We start from the raw sequence: 19,362 nt of genomic DNA, 5'->3' as shown, positions 1-19,362 counted from the left end.
TTCTGTTTTATTTAAAGTAATAAGCACCTGTCCATTGGTGTTCGTTATTATTTATTGTTACTGAATGTGATTTATCTTTACTCGTTGTATTATTTGCGAGTATAAAAAGTCTACTAGTTCCATTTACATCTGTAATACGAATTCCTGTATATGCTGCAGTATCTAGTACAACGTTTACTTCTGAAATAGAACTATTTGAATTTACTGCAAATTCTGAAACAGGGCTATATCCTCCATGCGATTCTATAGCCGAAACAAATACTGTGTTTTTCGTATTGTTTCTTCTAATCATGAATGCAGCATCTCTTCGTAAATTAAATTCTGGATCAGTAGCTCCAATTCTTGTGAAGTACAGCTTATCTGTTTTGTTTGTTGCAGTAGTTAACGAATAAAATTTACCTTCATTTAAAAATAAAATCTTTGCATTTGGCGAAGTGGTGGTTCCTACACCTTCAACATACAAATGTTGATAGCCATTTTTTGCACCCAGTGCCTTTAATGTATTTGGTGTTTTGTAATCGAAGTTGGTTTGCATTAACTGACCCATAAAATAATAAGGTAAATCGTACTGATTGTTTTCGGTAGCGAGTACTTTCATTATATCTAGTACATAAGGCTTTTCGAATGAATCGTCCTTAATCATTACCAACGTACGATGCATCTCTATTCCGCCATATGCATTTGTCTCTTTAGCACTTACTACTTGTATTGCTTCATTCTCTGCGTCAAAAAGATATAATTGAGAATGATGCTTACTTCCTATTTCATAAGACCCGTTAAAATGAGAAGTCTCGTTAATGGTAAGCGTATTGTGTGCAATGGTTTGCTTGGCCCATGTCGTGTTTTCTTTTAGATAATTTCCCCCTCCTTTTTGCTCAATATTTACAAAACGTGCCAATCCGTAATCTTGAAGTACTTCTTCTTCGCGTTCATACAATGAAAAAGACAGCTTGTCGTAATGTCCATGACTTAACCCTTGTGCGGCGTATTTAAAAACTAGTGTAATGTCTTCGTTTCCATAACGTAAAATACCTACGCCCCCTTGTTTTCCGTCAGGCCCATCGGTAAGATTAATTGATTTTTTCTCGAAAGGTTTGGCTTCTCCGTTTTTAACCCCTAGCGCCACTGCCAATCCAGAATCATCTAATAGCACTTTATTCTGCTTTTCAGCTATACTTAAAAGCCCTTGATTATTACCCCCGTATTGGTAAGCAATATCTACTGCTGTAACTAGTTCTCTAGAATAATAAGACATCCCCTTCTGTCCGTCATTTAAAGGGAAAAACTCACCATCTGCATCGGATAAGTTTAAGAGCGCGTTAACCGATTTTAATAGCACGCTATCTTTGTGTTCAAAAATCTTGTATTCTGGCTTTACATTATGCAAACCTTCTGCAAAAATTAAAAAAGGGTACATTGCATAGCGCTGGTAATAAGGACCTTCTGTATAATAACCATCTGGTGAGAAGGGTTCTTCCAAATTTGCCAAAAATCCAGCTTTACCATCTTTATTATAAATAAATCCGCCATCGTTATCTTTTTCACCTGTCTGTAGACCGGCTCCCTTAATTCCGTAAAGCGCACGATCAATAAGTTCTTTGTCGTTCATTACTAATCCTATCATACCAACCGCAGCATTTCCCCATGTACTATGATTATGGACCCGGTTATAGAATTGCGGATTCTCTATCGAAATATAATCGGCAAATGGTCTAAAGAGATTTGTTTCTAATGTCTCGCGCTCTTGAGCAGACAAGTAGTTGTAAACACAATCGTATGCCTGACTCACATACACTAGCCAGTTAGAATCATTCAAGCACTGCCAGAATAATTTCCCTCTTGCATACGATCGTGTTTGAGGATGTTTTGGTAACGTTTTATACATTGCTTCATATTGAAACAACATGTCCTTTATATATATGGCATATTTTTCATCATCTAAAATCTGATACAAAACACCTGCCTTTTGAAGGATAAGAAAGTTTTTTTTATGACGAGCGTGGGTATAACCCCCAGAATAATCTTTTGGAATTGGAGTTTCAATACCCGCAGCAATTTCTGCATCCACTTCACTTTTAACAGCAGCAAGCGAAGTATCAAAAAGTGGAACACTCCCTAAATTTTCCCGAATTTTATCAACTCCTGCCTTTGTTAAAATTAAGGATGGATGTTCATTGTCTAAACTTTCCGAAGAAGTTGAAGAAACTGGTAAGGACGATGTTTTCTCGTCTGCACATGAGATACCGGCAGTTATAAGTAAACCTAAAAGTACCCGTACACTATATTTTCTAACGATACTCATTATAGTTCTTTTGAAATAACCCCTAAGTCTAATCCGTCGGTTCCTTTGCCAGAAAGTTTGGCGTCTGGTTTTAAAGAGTAGCCACCCTCTTTAAACTCTGGTTTCATACTCCACAAATTATTTACGGTGTACTTTTGGTCTCCGGTAGTTTCAATTTTTTCAGAATCGTAAAAGTTATTATTTAAGATATTCACAATAGGTTCACCCACCACCAAATGCATTTTTAATCCTTTGGTTTTGTTAAAGATATTATTCTGAATCTCATTTACCTGAACTCCATAAAGTGAGATTGCTGCATTATACTTATTGCGTTTGTCGTACCCTACATTGTCAAAAACACAATGGTCTATTTCAAGGAAAGGCCCGAAGGTACTTTCATCTTTTCCTCCTCTATGTAGTCTTAATGCAGCCTGACCAATATCGCTGTAAACATTATTTTTCAGAATTACATATTCTGCATTGTAAATTCCAATATCATCGGTTTCTTTATCTAAAGCAATTACAGAACCCGTAACAGCTTTAAATTGAGAATTTTTAATGCTAATAGTGTCTGCAAAGGTATTTTTATACACTCTAATGGCATCGTACGAATGATTTACATCTAGATTGTTGAATTCGCAGTTATCTATAAATAATTTATAGTTTTTAATCATTGAATATTTACTTGTTGAAATAACAGAGTTCCCCGTTCTATCTGGAGAACTCGCTCCATCAAAAACAATCCCATTGAGAGATAAGCTTCCTCCACTCTGAATTTCAAATAGATTCTTCTTTTCAAATAATACGGTAGGTCGTATGCCTTCTTTTGCTGAAATAGTAAGGGCATGATTTACCATAATTGTTTTTGAAACCTCAAAAGGTTCTTCAGACGTAAGCTGTAGAATATCTCCTGGAGCAGATGCTTTTACTGCTTCGTATAAACTATTTAAACCAGGAGCCACTTCCGTTGTTTTCCCAGAACCTAAAGTTGCTTCATTAATTTCTTTGGCGTACCATGATACACCCGTTTCTTCTTTTGAAATTACAGCCAATGGGAGTTTAGCGCCAACATCTAAACCTGTGTTCTTTGGTACTAATAATCCGGCATCATTAGTAACTAGGTCTAGTTTCCCCTTTTTAAATCCAGAAGGGTTTATAGATTCTATATTCTCACTAATTAGGTTGTTGTTAAACGAAATACCACTAATGTCATCGTATACAGTAAAAACATCATCTTTATTTTCATTATAGAAAATGTTGTTTTCCATAACTGAGTTAATTGGTGGTGCACTGCGTTCTGCATCTGCTCCAGCACATAACTGAATGTTATCACAATTAATAAAGGTGTTGTTTTTTACAACTGCATCTTTCGCTTGGTCGTATCTGTTAATTGGCGAATTGTAAATGCCATTCATAATCACAAAGGCACCTCTAAATCGGTATCCGGTTAAGCCAATTCCGTAATTATTGGTAACCGTTTGCTTTCCATTAATAACACGAATTCCTCCTGTTGATGGTTTCCCGTTTCCTATAAAAACATTACCGTCTACTAGAGTTTCTTCACCATGTCTCATTGTTAATGTACCTGTACACTCGTAGAAGACATTTCCTTTATACGTATTCTGGCAAGATTTGTTTGAGATAATTTCGTGTTCTCCGTTGCATCTATCAAAATAATTATTCTCTACCAAGGTATTAGAGTTGGTACGTGAGAAGTGACTTGTACCAATTCGGAGTGTTTCGCCTCCGTTAGATCCAAGGTTTTGCCGAGGGCCAAAATAGTTGTGATCTATCTTATGGTTATTTTCTTGATGCACTTTATCGTTAAGACGAACAATCATAGTTACCCCTCTGTTTCTTTTGTTAGTGAGGTGGTTATGGTCTACACGGTTGTTTTTACCATAAATAGCAACCCAAGTATCAGCTTCATGACGCTCTGGGTTGTTAAAGTCGTCTATAACACATTCTGTTAATCGGCAGTTGCTTGCAAAAGTTTTGCTGTCTTTTTTAAATGAAATTACTTCTGTGGTTGGTGTAAACCCATTCTTAAAAACCAAACCACTTACTACCAAGTGATTTCCAGCAATACGCAAGTTAGAGGCACCTTCTAATAGCACCTTACCCTTCTCTTCTGCTGAAAGTGTAATAGGATTTTCTAATGTTCCTTCTGCTTCAAATAGCAATTCGGTATCTTGCCACACTCCATTTTTCAGAATAATGTGATCGCCAGGTTTGGCATTTGCTACAGCTTCATTAAACTCATCGATGGTTGAAACAACATTATCTTTTTCTGCAGGTGCATTACAAGAAACAAAGAGAAAAAGTAGCGCTAAAAGTCCGAGAAAAGTGTGATTTTTTGTTATCATGATCGATTTAATAAAATTGGTTAACCAGATTGGTTGACCAAATATATAGATATTCTCATGAAAGTAGCAAGTATTTTTATTAAAACTTTTTATTCTTAGGTAATAGATAAAAGAAATTTAATGCGTTCGTTATTGGTACAAACTAAAACGATATTAAAAATAACAGTACGCAGCATTTAAACTAAACCATTGAAGCCAGCACAAATAATAACTAAAAGTTACACTTGAAATGCTTTATCTCTATATTCTTTAGGGGTAATCTTATTGGCGCGCTTAAAGAGTCTATTAAAATAAGAACGACTTTCAAATCCGCTTTCCATAAATACATCTTTAATGCTTTTGGAAGGGTTTTGAAGTAAGCTTGATGCTAGTTTGATGCGTTCATTATTTATAAACTCTACAGGAGAAATGCCTAATTCGGTTTTAAAGACACGGTAGAAATGAGACTCACTCATATACGCTTTCTTACTCAACAATTCAACTGTAAGCGACTCTCTAATATTGGTACGTATATAATCTATTACAAATGCCAAACGATTGTTTGTAACCATAGATAATGTAGCATCTGTATATATTTTCTTAGAATTGGCTTGTAAGATGCGAACAATTAGTTCGCGAAGCATATTATTTACAAACATATCTTTAGAAGTGTGGTTTTCAGTAAATAAGAACAGTAACCGTTGTAAAATTTGATATATACCTACGTCGTTGGTAAAATGAAAATTATAATCTATCAACCCCCACTCCTTATTATTATGCTTGGGCATTGTTTCGTTCATTAACTGCAATACTTCTTTAATTTTGTCTTCGGCAATGGCCATAGCTAAACATCGCGTAGGGTTATCATGTTGTGCCTCTGGAAAGTCTATGCACATCATTTCATTAGCAGGTAAAATTAAAGACTCGCCGGGTAAAAAATCGAATGAATTATGATCTCTTAAATGCATTACTTTTTTTCCAACAAGCATACTTGCTAGCACCGGTTGATCAAATTTCAGAAGAACTTTATCTGCTTGTTTGTGTGTTTCAAAGACATGCATTGCAGCAGACTCTAATGTGTAAGAGGTTTGGTTTTCAACTAAGTTCTCAAGTTTCCTTTCGGTATAAAAGTGTTCTGGCAACCACATAAGCGAAATTAGTTTATTCTTACTTTTTAAGATTTACACCTATAAATATACAATTATTTGGCAGGATTTTTATGAGTTTAACACCTAATGATAGTATTGTTCAGTAGTATGATAGAATCGTTCAGATATCTAGCCTATATAACTTTTACTTTTAAAAAACAGTAATCCGAAGTTCAACTTATTGAACGTATTGTAAAACTTATTTACGCTAATTTAAAATACTAAAAATTATGAGCACTACAGAAAGTACAATAGCACAAGCTATTCAGAAACCCAAATTTAAAAACCAATATGAGAATTTTATCGGTGGAAAATGGACTTCTCCTGCCAAAGGGGAATATTTTGAGAATACGTCTCCAGTAGATGGAAAGAGTTTTACTAAAATTCCACGTTCTACTCAAGACGACATAGATGCTGCCATTGATGCTGCTTGGAAAGCTGCTCCAGAATGGAATAATTCTTCGGCAACTTTTAGAAGTAATTTATTGCTTAAAATAGCCGATATTATGGAGCAAAACTTAGAAGCCTTAGCTAGAGCCGAGACTTGGGATAATGGTAAAGCAGTAAGAGAAACAATGGCTGCAGATTTACCCTTGGCTATCGACCACTTTAGGTATTTTGCGGGTGTAATTCGCGCTGAAGAAGGGTCTGTAAGTGAGCTTGACGCCAATACTGTATGCCTTAATGTAACCGAACCACTAGGGGTTGTTGGGCAAATCATTCCTTGGAACTTCCCAATTCTTATGGCAACATGGAAAGTAGCTCCTGCCCTTGCTGCAGGTAATTGTGTTGTCTTGAAGCCTGCAGAACAAACACCCGTTGGTATTCTTATCCTCATGGAAATGATAGAAGATGTTTTACCAGCTGGCGTATTAAATATAGTTAACGGATTTGGAGCCGAAGCGGGAAAACCATTGGCATCTAGCCCTCGCATAAATAAAATTGCATTTACTGGAGAAACAACCACGGGTCAATTAATTATGCAATATGCTTCAAAAAACATCACTCCTGTAACGCTTGAATTAGGCGGTAAATCACCAAATATTTTCTTTGAAAGTATTATGGATGCAGACGATGATTTCTTTGATAAGTGCATAGAAGGAGCCGTAATGTTTGCATTAAATCAAGGAGAGGTTTGTACATGTCCGTCTAGAATTCTTATACAAGAAAACATTTATGATGCTTTTATAGAGCGTGTAATAGAACGTACAAAGGCTATAAAACTTGGCCATCCGTTAGCTTCAGATACCATGATGGGTGCACAGGCTTCTAATGACCAATATGAAAAAATCCTAAATTACATAGCTATTGGTAAAGAAGAAGGTTGTGAGGTTCTTACTGGAGGTGACGCAGCTTATAATGAAGGATTAGAAGGCGGATTTTATATTCAACCTACCCTGCTCAAAGGAAACAACAAGATGCGTGTGTTCCAAGAAGAAATTTTTGGCCCAGTTGCTTGCGTGACTACCTTTAAAGATGAAGCTGAAGCGATAGAAATTGCAAACGATACATTGTACGGATTAGGTGCGGGCGTATGGACCAGAGACAATCATCAGGCCTACAAAATACCAAGGGCGATAAAAGCGGGTAGAGTTTGGGTAAATAACTATCACAACTATCCTGCTCACGCACCATTTGGTGGATACAAAAAGTCTGGAATTGGTCGGGAAAACCACAAGATGATGTTAAACCACTACCGACACACCAAGAACATGCTTATCTCATACGATAAGAAAGCCATGGGGTTCTTTTAAGATGACAGAGCGTGTAAAAATAACCGAGAGAGCTGCAAAGATTATTGACCAATTGCGAGAGCGCCATGGGGAACTAATGTTTCATCAAAGTGGTGGTTGTTGTGATGGTTCTAGCCCAATGTGTCTAGAAAAAGGAGATTTACTGCTTAATGAGACAGATATTTGGTTAGGAAATATTCATGATTGTGACTTTTATATGTCTCAAGATCAATTTCAATATTGGCAGCATACTCAACTAACAGTAGACGTAACCACAGGAAGGGGTTCTAGCTTTTCGCTAGAAATCCCTCTTGGTTTACGTTTTATAATAAAATCTAGAATGTATACGCCCCAAGAACAGTTAAACTTACCTAAGATACGAACAGGAGACATACTGTAACCAAAATTATTGTAGATCTAACTTGTGAAAGAAATATAAATTAAGAATAATGCAATGGTAGTTTCAGCAATTAAAAACTAAATAAGTCCTAGATTTTCTAGAATATTGAGATGCTAATTACTTATTAAATGAGTTGTCATTAACAAATTTCGGTTTGTGTTGTTCAGAAACAGTCTCTTTTGAAAATCCGCTAGATGCTCTGGCAGTTTTGAAATCCAACACGATTGATTTACTTTTTTTAGACATTCAGATGCCCGAAATAAATGAGCCGATTTTGCCGAACTTATTGACAGCTCGAAGACCAAAATTATAGTTACCACGATCTATTAAGAATATGCTCTTAAAGGGTTTGAGCTAAATGCATTAAACTACTTATTAAAACCTATCACTTTTAATCGATTGACTAAGTGCCGTCGAAAGATTTCCGATTATATAGCAGCCATCTAATACCCATATGGTGATTAAATCCGCATACGATTTCCACAAGATTCAAGGAAAAGAAATCTTGTTTATTGAAAATAACTGTGGATATGCGCACTACCATTCAAAAAGTGGAAAAAGGCTGTTGTAATTATAACTATAGTAATATTTAATGTTTCAATGGCCTTTTCTTTATCATACCACCGCGTATGTCTTTTATGCTATTCATCACCATAAACGTGTTGGATTCAATTTTTTCGATTTCAGTGTTTAATTTGTTTAGCTCCAAACGCGTAATAACAGTATAAATAATATCTAGATCTCGAGCTGCTCCATCTTTTATATATCCACCTTGCCCCTTATAAATAGTAACACCCCTACCCAATTTATCGAGTATCATTTCTCTTATACGATTACTTTGAGAAGAAATAATGGTTACACCTATATACTCTTCAATACCCTCAATTACAAAGTCTAATGTTTTAGATGCCGCTATATATGTAATCATTGAGTAAAGCGCGATTTCAATAGAAAGTAAATAGGCTGCAAATGAAAATATCACAATATTAATAAGTATAATGATATCGCCAATTGTTGTTGAAAATCTACGACTCAAATAAATTGCGAGAATTTCGGTACCATCAATTACTGCACCACCTCTTATTGAAAGACCTATTCCCGCACCCAAGAAAAAACCACCAAAAACAGCTACTAATAAGTCGTCATTAGTAACGTTTGGAAATGGAACTATAGCAACACATAGCGCTAAACCAACAATTGCCAAAGCCGTTTTTATCGCAAAACGTTTGCCCATAATTTTATAGCCCAGGAGAATAAAAGGTAAGTTTACACCAATAATTAAAACGTATAATGGAATTTCTGTAATTGCCGCAAGTAGTAATGAAATTCCCGTAGCTCCTCCATCTATAAAATCATTTGTAAGTAAGAAGCCTTTAAAACCAAAGGATGCAGAAAAGATTCCTACGGTTATTAAAAGTAGGTTTTTAAAATTTCGCTTCCAAGCAATGATTAATTCACGAGATTGCTTTGCACGCTGATAACTGGAAGTTTCTTCATTAGAAGTCTTTTTTCCATTTAACAATTGCGTTGCTTTTATAAGTATGTTTTTTATGCTAGAATTCATGAAATACACAGTTTATACTACTAATAAAATAGTACTTTAGGTTATATACCAATATAATGAATATACATAGCTCTGGCCTCGTAAACTCATATAAAATTTAAAAAAACATAGCATTCCAATAACTGTTTACAAGAGCTATGCAAATTATACGATAAGGGTACGCGATTTGCCTGTTCAGGCTTAACCTTCGTAATTGTGAAACTCAGTAATTGTGATGTAGTAGCCGTCTGGATCTCTTAGCGAGAACTCCCTTTTCATCGAATTGGAATTTCCCTGAATTTCAGATTCAATTTGGGCACCTAAGCCTACTGCTTTTTGCATACATCGCTCTAAACTTTTTGTCCTGAAATATAGAATTAGCCCATTTCCTTTAAAATTCAATGGTTTCTCTAAAGTGGGATGGTCATGCGCTCCCCACTTATGAAGACATAGTAAAACCTCATTTTCTTCATTAACTAGAATATCAAACTCATCGCCCCCGTGTTTGCTTTTTACATCCAAACATGGCCTGATACCATTTTGAACTAGCTTCAACATCTTTTACAGCAATTATTGGGTCTAACTGGGTCATGTTAATAGATTACATTGTTGTCATTATTGTTTCTCATCTATCATTTGGTCCTTTTCCTTCAAATATTCTTTCGATACTTTTCTCAATTCTCAACTCTCTTGTTTTTGCTTGTTTAGCTGCTGAAAAGTACAGCAAATATCCTCTTTGTCGACCAGGCGTTAAGGCTTTAAAAGCTTTTTCTAACGCTAGATTATTACTAAATGCCGCTACCAGCTCGTTTGGTACTTCATATTCAGTAGTTTTTTTCATTGGCACTTTTAGGCCAGCTTTTTCAACTTCAACAGCCTCAAAGAGATAGGTTGTAATCAATTTCTCCTGATCACTTATTTCCTTTATATTTTTGAAACGTAACTGTCTAGCCGCCTGTACATTTTTAGTTTGCTGCACCAACAACTTATCGGAATCCTTTAGCAATACACCCTTATGAAATAGCAATGCACAATACTCCTTAAAACCATGAATAAGCACCACATTCCTATTTTTATAGGTGTAACATGGCTTTCCCCACTTAAATTCTTCTTTTAAATTGGTTGCGAGAACAATGTTACGTAGCAAAACATATTCCTGTTGCCACGTACTATCTTGAGCAAAAAAAGTTTCAATATCTCTTTCCATTCGTGCGTAGATCTAAAGTTTATTTTAACTATAGCTCAAGATACCTATTTATCATTGATTCTAAGCGGTCCCCTAATTAATCTGACTCAATTTGTGAGAATACATAAAACATTTCTGTTGCAATTTGCATGCTTCGCTCCTTGTACTTTTCAGCTTGTTGAGGCGTATTGTCAAACACTTTCGGATCTTCATACATTATCGGAATTCGCTTTTGAGCACCCGGAACAAACGGACATGCTTCATTGGCAGAGTCGCATGTCATCACAGCCGCAAAATCAGATTTCGGATTGAAATCATCATCTAGTTCTTTCGAGAATCCTATAATAGGATGCGTATTAGCTGCATATTTAATTCGATACACAGGGTTTTCACCTTCGGAAATCGCCTTAACTTCAAATCCCGAATTTTCAAGGGTCTCTGCAACCATCGGAAATAAAGCTGTGGCTTCAGTTCCCCCAGAATAACAAGACACATTATCTATGTTAAAATAACTTGCCATGGTCTGAGCCCACACTTGCGACAAATGACTTCTTCTAGAATTATGCGTGCATATAAAATTGATGCGGATTTTCGAGCCGTTGGAAACTTTCGCCTGGATAAACTCGGTAAGTGGTTGTAAGGCAACCTTGCGCTCTTCTAAAATTGTCTCAGTCTTTATATTCTCAATTACATCTTGAATATCCTGAAATAGCTCTAATTGGGTTAATTTCATTTGTATTATTTAAAGATTAACAACAGTTACCATCTGGTGAACAACATGGCTCATCACTTATATCGGCTAGTTGAAGCTTAGGCTTTTCAACAGGGATACCACACTGGTCTTTCGCCAAACAATCTGTTTTCTTTGTGGTTAAAAGAAAATTCGTTCCGTCAAAATCAAGTCCAAATTTCCCAATCGTATCACCTTGATACTCCACCTCTATTTCTAAATCTTCAATACCTAGCACCTTTTCTGAAAGCTCTATAATTTTAACCAATTTTTCTGGATGCAATCTGTGGTCGTAATCGTTAGCGTTCCATAGTTGAAAGTTTACAACTTCCTCCTTACGAACAGTACCGCCACAATCGATAAAGTTTTTTGTGATTTTCCCTACCTCCGTCACATGAAAATGATTGGGAACCAACTCCCCATTCGGCAACATAAACGCAATGGTTTCTAAGGTACTTAACTGCGATTTAATTTCAGATAATTTCATAAGCTATATTTTAATTAATATTTATTTATCGTTTTATTACGATTAAGTTATTCAAATTTTTTTAACAGCAACGCGCATCTTTTTCTAGATCCTGATCTAAAAACTGATTCATAACAGCTTTCATTTTAACCCACTGCTCTGTATCGATACAATAACAAACACTTGTACCCTCCACGTTTCCCTTAATTAAACCTAAAAGCTTTAATTCTTTAAGGTGCTGCGAAATGGTAGGTTGTGCTAGCCCAATTTCATCAACTAAGTCGCCACAAACACAACGTTCTATTTTAAAGAGATGTTCCAATATGGCAACCCGCGCAGGATGACCAAACACCTTGGAAATCAACGAAATTTCGTTTTGTCGGTCTGTAAATATTTCTGTTTTGGACAAGCCCATGATTACTTTATTATATCATTGCAATATTACGATTAATATACGTATTCGCAAAATGTTTTGCTTCTTTTAAATGAATTTATGCCGCAAAACTAATAATGTGCCTGCCCCACCCTACGTATTAAAACATAAAAAGTTGTAGAGCGTTCTTAGAAAATAATTATCAACCCGAAAAAACCAACTCGTACATATTGCCGTATATATTCATATCAGAGACCTGGTAACATCATTCACCAGATAGATAGACAATTTTCCCCGCAAAAGCCCATACCTTAATAGTATTGGGCTTTTATTTTATCGTACAAATACGTATCTTTTCAAAAAGAAAGAACAAATGAAAATACATGGGTTATGGCTTTGCTGTCTAATTATTTTTATAGGCTGTAATGCTCCTAAGAAAAAAGAAGATGTAGCGCTTTCCGAAGCACCAAAAAGAACCTACTCCACAGTAAAAGTAGTAGACAATCTTAGCAATCCGTGGGGGATGACATGGCTTCCAGATGGCAGTATGCTGATTACCGAAAAAAGTGGTGATCTTATTCATTTTAAAAATGGGCAAAAAATAAACATCGCTAATGTTCCTGATGTGTATAATCGCGGACAAGGAGGTTTGCTAGACATAGAACTTCATCCTAATTATGCCGAAAATGGTTGGATTTATTTCACCTATGCTTCTCAAGATGGCGACGGCAAAGGTGGTAACACCAAGCTTAGTCGTGCAAAACTTGAGAACGACGCTCTGGTGCAACTTGAAGACCTTTACAAAGCAACTCCAAATACTACACGAGGGCAACATTTTGGTTCGCGTATAGAATTCGACACAGAAGGCTTTCTCTATTTCTCAATTGGCGAACGTGGTAACCGCGATGTAAATCCGCAAGACATCACCCGCGATGGTGGCAAAATATACCGTCTAAATGACGACGGAACTGTACCTAAAGACAATCCATTTGTTGGCAAAGAAGGAATCGATGCCATTTACACCTACGGCAATAGAAATCCGCAAGGAATGGCGCTTCATCCAACAACAGCTAAGGTATGGATACATGAACATGGTCCAAAAGGAGGTGATGAGATAAATATCATTGAAAAAGGTGCCAATTATGGCTGGCCCGTGATTAGCTACGGGGTAAATTATAGCGGTTCATCATTCACAGAAATTACCGAAAAAGAAGGAATGAAACAACCCGTTTATTACTGGGTACCCTCTATTGCTCCCTGCGGTATGGACTTTGTAACAAGCGACATATACCCAGATTGGAAAGGACACTTGCTAGTAGGGTCATTGAAATTTAATTATGTAGAGCTTGTAAAACTGAAAGGTGATAAGGTTATAGACCGAGAGAAAATCGCCGAAGGTATTGGCCGTGTTCGTAATGTAAAAGAGGCGCCAGACGGTTACATCTATATTGCCGTTGAAGGTGATGGAATTTACAAAGTAGTCCCAAATTAATGCAAGACAATATTCATCAACCAGAAGAGTTCTTCAAAATATAAACAAAAAGAACATGAAAAAAACCATCCTAATCAGTATAACAGCGCTTACAATTTTTGCGTGTAAAAATTCAGAAAAAAAGGAACGTATAAAAATAGGAAGTGTTCAAGTTTCAGAAAATACACAACAAAAAACACCATTGCAAGAGAGCTTAGATCGCGGGGGCTTGGTGTACACAGATTTTTGTATGCAATGTCACCTGGCTAACGGCGCAGGTATTCCTGGTAATTTTCCTCCATTAGCCAACTCTAATTGGCTTACAGACAAGCTCGAAGAAAGTATTCGTGGTGTAAAATATGGACAAAGTGGTGAAATTGTTGTAAATGGGGTAACGTATAATGGTGTTATGGCACCCATGGGGCTAAGCAATCAGGAAGTAGCAGATGTTATGAATTATGTAATGAATAACTGGGGGAACACCCAAGAAACAATGCTAACCGAAGCAGACGTAGCAAAGATTGAAGAATAACTAGTTCTCACTACCACACGTCGGTAGATTTTCTACCTTTGTACTAAACTAAAACGTATGCTTATAATCGGGATTGGAGGTGGTACAGGAAGCGGTAAAACAACCGTAGTACAGCAAATTGTGGAGCAACTGCCAGAAGGTGAAGTCTGTGTTATTTCTCAAGACAGTTACTATAAAGACACAAGCCATCTACCTTACGAAGATCGAGTGAAAATTAATTTTGATCACCCAAACTCTATCGATTTTGCCTTATTGGTTCAACATTTAGAAGAACTTAGAAAGGGACAGTCTTTCGAGCAGCCCGTATACAGTTTTGTAGAACATAATCGTACAAAAGAAACGGTCACCACCCACCCAAAAAAGGTGATTATTGTAGAAGGAATTCTTATATTAACCCATCCGGAGATTCGAGAGCTATTCGATATTAAAGTGTTTGTACATGCAGATAGTGACGAGCGTTTAATACGCAGGTTAAAACGAGACATAGCAGAGCGAGGGCGTGATTTAGACGAGGTATTAACCCGATATCAAGGCACACTAAAACCCATGCATCTGCAATTCATAGAACCTTCAAAAGAGTTTGCAGATATTATAATACCCAATAACCGGTATAATACTGTAGCCGTAGATGTAATACGTAAAATCGTTCAGCAAAAATTAGTCTAATGAAGTGGTCAGAGCTTAAACAGAAACGCTGGTTTAAGATTATGGGAAGTACCTATGTGCTTATCATTGTGCTTTTTATTATATGGATGTTTTTCTTTGACACCAATTCATATTTTATACACAAAGAACTCGATGACGATATAAAAGCATTAGAACAAAACAAAGAATTCTATCAAAAGGAAATAGATAAAGACAAAATCTTTCTCGAAAAAATGAAAGATAGCAACGAAATTGAAAAGTTTGCTCGAGAAAAATACTTTCTGAAAAAAGAAGGCGAAGATATTTTTATCATCGAAAATGAAGATAGCATTCAACAACCCTAACAACGTAGCTAGTACCGCAAGTAAGATGAGTAATTCACTATACAACGATTTTGAACCCGTTTCTGCAAAGCAATGGAAGCAAAAAATACAGGTAGATCTTAAAGGAGCCGACTACAACGATACGCTAGTTTGGCAAAGCTTAGAAGGAATACATGTACGTCCAACGTATCACGCAGACGATAGCGACACAAACGCGTTAACCATTCCAGGACACCCTCTTCATTGGGACATTACCCAACACGTTTTTATAGACGATGCTAGTATCGCAAACCATTTGGCTATAGATGCTTTGGAAAAAGGTGCCGAGGCAATTTTCTTTACTGCGGAAACTTCCTTTGACAAAGAAACGGTTTTTGCAAATTTCCCTTTTGAAAAAGCTACCATTTATTTTGATCTGAAATTTTTAGATCAGGATTTTCTGAAACAATTAATGGCCTTTCTGAAAACCAAAAAAGCCTCAGTATACTACAATATAGATATACTAGGTAATCTAATTGAAACTGGAAATTGGTTTCAAAATCTTAGCAAGGACCATGAAATTTTAGATGCGCTGTACCAAAAGCATAGTACAGAGCATTTGCTTTCTGTAAACACAGCAGTGTATCAAAATGCGGGTGCTACTATGGTGCAGCAATTGGCCTACGGTCTCGCGCACGCCAATGAATATTTAAATCATTTTAAGACTTCCGCAAATAAAACAGGTCTTCAAATTACCTTTACCATTGCTACAGGTTCTAACTATTTCTTCGAAATCTCAAAAATTAGAGCTCTGCGCATTCTGTACGCAGCACTGGCCAAAGAATATGACGTAGAACAAACATGTCACGTAATTGCCTCACCTTCTAAAAGAAATAAAACGTTATACGATTATAACGTAAACATGTTACGCACCACCACAGAGACTATGAGTGCGGTACTTGGAGGCGCTAATGCCGTTAGCAATCTTCCATACGATGCCTTGTACCATAAAAGCAACGAATTTGGCGAACGTATTTCTCGTAATCAACTTTTAGTGCTTAAGAAGGAAAGTTATTTCGATGTCGTTTCAAATCCAGCAGATGGTAGTTATTATATTGAAAGCTTAACCCAACAGCTCGCTGCCAAAGCACTTGAGCTATTCAAGAGTATTGAAAAGGGCGGCGGACTTCTAGCACAATTAAAAGAAGGAACTATTCAGAAAAAAATAAAAGAAAGCGCATATAAAGAACAACAATGGTTCAATGAAGGAAAATTAGTCTTGCTAGGAACAAACAAATATCCTAATACCGCAGACCAAATGAAGCATGATTTGGAGTTATACCCTTTCGTAAAAACCAATATTCGAAAAACAGAAATCGCTCCACTTATTTCAAAGAGACTTTCAGAAAAAGTAGAACAAGAACGCCTAGACAATGAAAAAGAGTAGACATCGTATTGCTATTGCATTTTTTGCTTGTCTCTGCATGAGTTGTTTGCAGGTTGGCAATGAGCTTATCTCATGGACAGACCAGACCAAAGATGATGAAGCGATAGGCAAATATCATTTCTTAGAAGATTCTGGAATTAAAGTTTTCTTACCCACTATTTTTGAAGAGAAGTCGCTGTATGAATTTCAGAAAATCCTCAAAAAAAATTTAACGCCTGAACTGGCCACGATAGAAATAAATAGACTCAACAAATTAAAAGATGCCGAAGGTGAACTCTATGTATTTTACGACGCAGCATCTAAAGCAACAGTTACCGTTAACAGTGTTCCATTTCAGCCTATGTCGCGCCAAGATGCCCAATATTTTCTTGGTATGATACGGCAACAGATGGAACTTGGTTTAGAAGAACATCCCGTAACCGTAGAAAAAATTGCATCGCAATACAAAGGAAAATCAGATGACTATGTATTTAAATGTGTTTACAAGTTTACAAACACCGCAGAAAACTTTGAAAACTACAGTACTACCTTTTTTATAACGCATAATCTTCAAACGGTATTTATTAATCTAAGCTCAGGGTTTAATGCACATTTCGACCCATATGCCCTTAAAACAATCATGTAATGAGCAGAAAAGACCTTCAGAACCTAACCATAAGCAATACCCATAGCGCAAAGCAGACGTCATCTAGTGAGGTTTTTCAGACAGCTGAAGATATAGATGTTAAGAAAACATATTCAAAAGAAGATGTTGAAAATCTAGACCACCTCAACTTTGTGGCTGGAATTGCTCCTAACCTTCGTGGCCCCTACTCCACAATGTATGTTCGCAGACCCTGGACCATTCGGCAATATGCAGGGTTTTCTACGGCAGAAGATAGCAATGCTTTTTATCGTAGAAATCTAGCAGCAGGGCAAAAAGGTCTTTCAGTTGCATTCGATTTGGCAACACATCGTGGGTATGATAGTGATCACGAACGTGTGGTAGGCGATGTGGGGAAAGCTGGCGTTGCCATAGATAGTGTAGAAGACATGAAGATTCTGTTTGACCAGATTCCGCTAGATAAAATGAGCGTCTCTATGACCATGAACGGCGCTGTATTACCCATTATGGCATTTTATATTGTCGCTGCCCAAGAACAAGGCATTACTCCTGAGGCGCTAGCTGGCACCATTCAAAATGATATTTTAAAAGAATTCATGGTGCGCAATACCTACATATATCCTCCTACCCCTTCTATGAAAATCATTAGTGATATTTTTGAGTTTACTTCGGAAAAGATGCCGAAATTCAACAGTATTTCTATTTCTGGCTATCATATGCAAGAAGCTGGTGCTACCTGCGACATTGAGTTAGCGTACACTCTTGCCGACGGACTAGAATACATACGTACGGGTATTGCGGCTGGCATGGACATAGATACCTTTGCCCCTCGCCTTTCGTTTTTCTGGGCAATTGGTATGAATCATTTTATGGAAATCGCCAAAATGAGAGCCGCTCGAATGCTTTGGGCAAAAATGGTTAAGCAATTTCATCCAAAAAATGCAAAATCTCTAGCGCTACGTACCCATTGCCAAACTAGTGGTTGGAGTCTTACAGCACAAGACCCATTTAACAATGTAGCCAGAACTACCATAGAAGCTGCTGCTGCTGCTTTTGGAGGTACTCAGAGTTTACACACCAATGCCTTAGACGAAGCCATTGCACTTCCAACCGATTTTTCTGCGCGAATTGCGAGAAACACACAAATATATTTGCAAGAAGAAACACAAATAAACAAAACGGTAGATCCTTGGGCAGGTAGTTTTTATGTGGAAAGTTTAACTCATGACATTGCAGAAAAAGCATGGAAGCTCATCGAAGAAGTTGAGGAATTGGGAGGCATGACCAAAGCGATTGAAGCAGGAATACCAAAACTGAGAATTGAGGAAGCCGCTGCGCGAAAGCAGGCTAGAATAGACGGCGGACAAGATATTATTGTAGGAGTTAATAAATATCAACTCGAGAAAGAAGATCCGCTTCAAATTTTAGATGTAGACAATCAGTTAGTGCGAAAAGGGCAAATGGAACGCTTGGAAAAAATTAAAGCAACACGTGATACAGCTAAAGTTTCCGAAGCACTAAAAAGTTTAACCCACTGCGCTCAAACAGGTGAAGGAAATTTATTAGCTTTAGCAGTAGATGCAGCGCGAGAAAGAGCTACACTTGGAGAAATAAGTGAAGCTCTAGAGACTGTATTTGGGAGATACAAAGCACAAATTAAATCGTTTAGCGGCGTGTATAGTAAGGAAATAAAGAAAGATCCACAATTTGAAAAAGCGCGAGCACTGGCTAATCAGTTTGCCGAACAGGAAGGGCGTAGACCTAGAATTATGATTGCCAAAATGGGGCAAGATGGTCATGACCGTGGTGCAAAAGTAGTAGCGACAGGCTATGCCGATGTAGGTTTTGATGTTGATATTGGTCCGTTGTTTCAAACCCCTAAAGAAGCGGCGCAACAAGCTGTAGAAAATGATGTACATATTCTAGGAGTCTCTTCATTAGCAGCCGGTCATAAAACACTGGTGCCACAGGTAATTGAAGAAATGAAAAAACTAGGGCGTGAAGATATAATGGTGATTGTGGGAGGTGTAATTCCACCACAAGACTATGAGTTTTTGTTCGATGCTGGGGCTGTTGCTGTATTTGGACCAGGCACTAAAATTAGTGATGCTGCCATTGCTATTTTAGAGATTCTCATTGGGTCTTAAGTAGCTATT

18 protein-coding genes are annotated in these 19,362 nt (G+C 37.0%); 9 read left to right on the top strand and 9 right to left on the bottom strand.

The features are described 5' to 3' along the window. Nucleotides 1–7: 7 nt before the first annotated feature. The 3 genes from G5B37_RS00450 to G5B37_RS00440 form a co-directional block, all read right to left on the bottom strand. The gene (locus G5B37_RS00450) at nt 8–2,302 is read right to left on the bottom strand and encodes an alginate lyase family protein (RefSeq protein ID WP_164678086.1); all 2,295 of its coding nucleotides are present in this window, start codon (nt 2,300–2,302) and stop codon (nt 8–10) included. Then, nucleotides 2,302–4,647 carry a chondroitinase-B domain-containing protein gene (locus G5B37_RS00445; protein WP_164678085.1) on the bottom strand — a complete coding sequence of 782 codons (2,346 nt, stop codon included), beginning with the start codon at nt 4,645–4,647 and terminating at the stop codon, nt 2,302–2,304. The genes G5B37_RS00450 and G5B37_RS00445 overlap by 1 nt, the downstream gene beginning before the upstream one ends. 218 nt (nt 4,648–4,865) lie before the next feature. Continuing rightward, nucleotides 4,866–5,774 (bottom strand): AraC family transcriptional regulator, encoded by a 909-nt coding sequence (locus G5B37_RS00440; RefSeq protein ID WP_164678084.1) that lies wholly within the window; start codon nt 5,772–5,774, stop codon nt 4,866–4,868. A gap of 230 nt (nt 5,775–6,004) precedes the next feature. Here G5B37_RS00440 and G5B37_RS00435 point away from each other — a divergent pair, with 230 nt between their 5' ends. Both G5B37_RS00435 and G5B37_RS00430 read left to right on the top strand, forming a co-directional pair. Next, entirely contained in the window at nt 6,005–7,528 is a 1,524-nt protein-coding gene (locus G5B37_RS00435; protein WP_164678083.1) for an aldehyde dehydrogenase family protein, read from the top strand. Nucleotide 7,529: 1 nt separating this feature from the next. Next, the gene (locus G5B37_RS00430; protein ID WP_164678082.1) at nt 7,530–7,907 is read left to right on the top strand and encodes a DUF779 domain-containing protein; all 378 of its coding nucleotides are present in this window, start codon (nt 7,530–7,532) and stop codon (nt 7,905–7,907) included. A 589-nt stretch (nt 7,908–8,496) separates the two neighbouring features. On the opposite strand, the gene G5B37_RS00425 is transcribed toward G5B37_RS00430, so the two are convergent. From G5B37_RS00425 to G5B37_RS00400, 6 genes are all read right to left on the bottom strand, one after another. Beyond that, complete coding sequence (locus tag G5B37_RS00425) at nt 8,497–9,471, bottom strand: YitT family protein (protein ID WP_164678081.1); 975 nt, start codon at nt 9,469–9,471, stop codon at nt 8,497–8,499. 180 nt (nt 9,472–9,651) lie between these two features. After that, nucleotides 9,652–10,008: a glyoxalase gene (locus tag G5B37_RS00420; RefSeq protein ID WP_263649819.1), complete on the bottom strand. Its 357-nt coding sequence runs from the start codon at nt 10,006–10,008 to the stop codon at nt 9,652–9,654. A 67-nt stretch (nt 10,009–10,075) separates the two neighbouring features. Continuing rightward, complete coding sequence (locus G5B37_RS00415; protein ID WP_164678080.1) at nt 10,076–10,657, bottom strand: YdeI/OmpD-associated family protein; 582 nt, start codon at nt 10,655–10,657, stop codon at nt 10,076–10,078. A gap of 76 nt (nt 10,658–10,733) precedes the next feature. After that, nucleotides 10,734–11,369 carry an arsenate-mycothiol transferase ArsC gene (locus tag G5B37_RS00410; protein ID WP_164678079.1) on the bottom strand — a complete coding sequence of 212 codons (636 nt, stop codon included), beginning with the start codon at nt 11,367–11,369 and terminating at the stop codon, nt 10,734–10,736. A 16-nt stretch (nt 11,370–11,385) separates the two neighbouring features. Further along, nucleotides 11,386–11,853: a DUF6428 family protein gene (locus G5B37_RS00405; RefSeq protein ID WP_164678078.1), complete on the bottom strand. Its 468-nt coding sequence runs from the start codon at nt 11,851–11,853 to the stop codon at nt 11,386–11,388. Nucleotides 11,854–11,914: 61 nt separating this feature from the next. Beyond that, nucleotides 11,915–12,247: an ArsR/SmtB family transcription factor gene (locus G5B37_RS00400; protein WP_164678077.1), complete on the bottom strand. Its 333-nt coding sequence runs from the start codon at nt 12,245–12,247 to the stop codon at nt 11,915–11,917. A gap of 331 nt (nt 12,248–12,578) precedes the next feature. On the opposite strand from G5B37_RS00400, the gene G5B37_RS00395 reads away from it, so the two are divergent. Genes G5B37_RS00395 through scpA form a run of 7 tightly spaced genes read left to right on the top strand, consistent with a single transcriptional unit; the run spans nt 12,579 to nt 19,353 of the window. Further along, a complete protein-coding gene (locus tag G5B37_RS00395; RefSeq protein ID WP_164678076.1) occupies nt 12,579–13,697 on the top strand; it encodes a PQQ-dependent sugar dehydrogenase in 1,119 nt (372 codons plus the stop codon). A gap of 55 nt (nt 13,698–13,752) precedes the next feature. Further along, nucleotides 13,753–14,208 carry a c-type cytochrome gene (locus G5B37_RS00390; RefSeq protein WP_164678075.1) on the top strand — a complete coding sequence of 152 codons (456 nt, stop codon included), beginning with the start codon at nt 13,753–13,755 and terminating at the stop codon, nt 14,206–14,208. Nucleotides 14,209–14,265: 57 nt separating this feature from the next. Next, a complete protein-coding gene (udk, locus tag G5B37_RS00385; RefSeq protein ID WP_164678074.1) occupies nt 14,266–14,874 on the top strand; it encodes a uridine kinase in 609 nt (202 codons plus the stop codon). Continuing rightward, nucleotides 14,874–15,197 carry an FtsB family cell division protein gene (locus G5B37_RS00380; protein ID WP_164678073.1) on the top strand — a complete coding sequence of 108 codons (324 nt, stop codon included), beginning with the start codon at nt 14,874–14,876 and terminating at the stop codon, nt 15,195–15,197. The genes udk and G5B37_RS00380 overlap by 1 nt, the downstream gene beginning before the upstream one ends. Further along, the gene (locus G5B37_RS00375) at nt 15,172–16,602 is read left to right on the top strand and encodes a methylmalonyl-CoA mutase subunit beta (RefSeq protein WP_318527357.1); all 1,431 of its coding nucleotides are present in this window, start codon (nt 15,172–15,174) and stop codon (nt 16,600–16,602) included. Before G5B37_RS00380 ends, G5B37_RS00375 begins: the two co-directional genes overlap by 26 nt. Next, a complete protein-coding gene (locus tag G5B37_RS00370; protein WP_164678072.1) occupies nt 16,589–17,227 on the top strand; it encodes a hypothetical protein in 639 nt (212 codons plus the stop codon). The genes G5B37_RS00375 and G5B37_RS00370 overlap by 14 nt, the downstream gene beginning before the upstream one ends. Then, nucleotides 17,227–19,353, top strand: a complete 2,127-nt coding sequence (gene scpA / locus G5B37_RS00365; RefSeq protein WP_164678071.1) for a methylmalonyl-CoA mutase — start codon at nt 17,227–17,229, stop codon at nt 19,351–19,353. Before G5B37_RS00370 ends, scpA begins: the two co-directional genes overlap by 1 nt. The last annotated feature ends 9 nt before the right edge of the window (nt 19,354–19,362 follow it).

The organism is Rasiella rasia (assembly GCF_011044175.1).
Classification (GTDB): domain Bacteria; phylum Bacteroidota; class Bacteroidia; order Flavobacteriales; family Flavobacteriaceae; genus Marinirhabdus; species Marinirhabdus rasia.
Note: the sequence above shows the minus strand (reverse complement) of the source record. Positions and strands in the feature narration are given on the sequence as shown.

Bases quoted from the DNA above. Each gene is read 5' to 3' on its own strand.
- G5B37_RS00450 (WP_164678086.1), bottom strand. From the start codon at position 2,302: ATGAGTATCGTTAGAAAATATAGTGTACGGGTACTTTTAGGTTTACTT.
- G5B37_RS00445 (WP_164678085.1), bottom strand. From the start codon at position 4,647: ATGATAACAAAAAATCACACTTTTCTCGGACTTTTAGCGCTACTTTTT.
- G5B37_RS00440 (WP_164678084.1), bottom strand. From the start codon at position 5,774: ATGTGGTTGCCAGAACACTTTTATACCGAAAGGAAACTTGAGAACTTA.
- G5B37_RS00435 (WP_164678083.1), top strand. From the start codon at position 6,005: ATGAGCACTACAGAAAGTACAATAGCACAAGCTATTCAGAAACCCAAA.
- G5B37_RS00430 (WP_164678082.1), top strand. From the start codon at position 7,530: ATGACAGAGCGTGTAAAAATAACCGAGAGAGCTGCAAAGATTATTGAC.
- G5B37_RS00425 (WP_164678081.1), bottom strand. From the start codon at position 9,471: ATGAATTCTAGCATAAAAAACATACTTATAAAAGCAACGCAATTGTTA.
- G5B37_RS00420 (WP_263649819.1), bottom strand. From the start codon at position 10,008: ATGTTGAAGCTAGTTCAAAATGGTATCAGGCCATGTTTGGATGTAAAA.
- G5B37_RS00415 (WP_164678080.1), bottom strand. From the start codon at position 10,657: ATGGAAAGAGATATTGAAACTTTTTTTGCTCAAGATAGTACGTGGCAA.
- G5B37_RS00410 (WP_164678079.1), bottom strand. From the start codon at position 11,369: ATGAAATTAACCCAATTAGAGCTATTTCAGGATATTCAAGATGTAATT.
- G5B37_RS00405 (WP_164678078.1), bottom strand. From the start codon at position 11,853: ATGAAATTATCTGAAATTAAATCGCAGTTAAGTACCTTAGAAACCATT.
- G5B37_RS00400 (WP_164678077.1), bottom strand. From the start codon at position 12,247: ATGGGCTTGTCCAAAACAGAAATATTTACAGACCGACAAAACGAAATT.
- G5B37_RS00395 (WP_164678076.1), top strand. From the start codon at position 12,579: ATGAAAATACATGGGTTATGGCTTTGCTGTCTAATTATTTTTATAGGC.
- G5B37_RS00390 (WP_164678075.1), top strand. From the start codon at position 13,753: ATGAAAAAAACCATCCTAATCAGTATAACAGCGCTTACAATTTTTGCG.
- udk (WP_164678074.1), top strand. From the start codon at position 14,266: ATGCTTATAATCGGGATTGGAGGTGGTACAGGAAGCGGTAAAACAACC.
- G5B37_RS00380 (WP_164678073.1), top strand. From the start codon at position 14,874: ATGAAGTGGTCAGAGCTTAAACAGAAACGCTGGTTTAAGATTATGGGA.
- G5B37_RS00375 (WP_318527357.1), top strand. From the start codon at position 15,172: ATGAAGATAGCATTCAACAACCCTAACAACGTAGCTAGTACCGCAAGT.
- G5B37_RS00370 (WP_164678072.1), top strand. From the start codon at position 16,589: ATGAAAAAGAGTAGACATCGTATTGCTATTGCATTTTTTGCTTGTCTC.
- scpA (WP_164678071.1), top strand. From the start codon at position 17,227: ATGAGCAGAAAAGACCTTCAGAACCTAACCATAAGCAATACCCATAGC.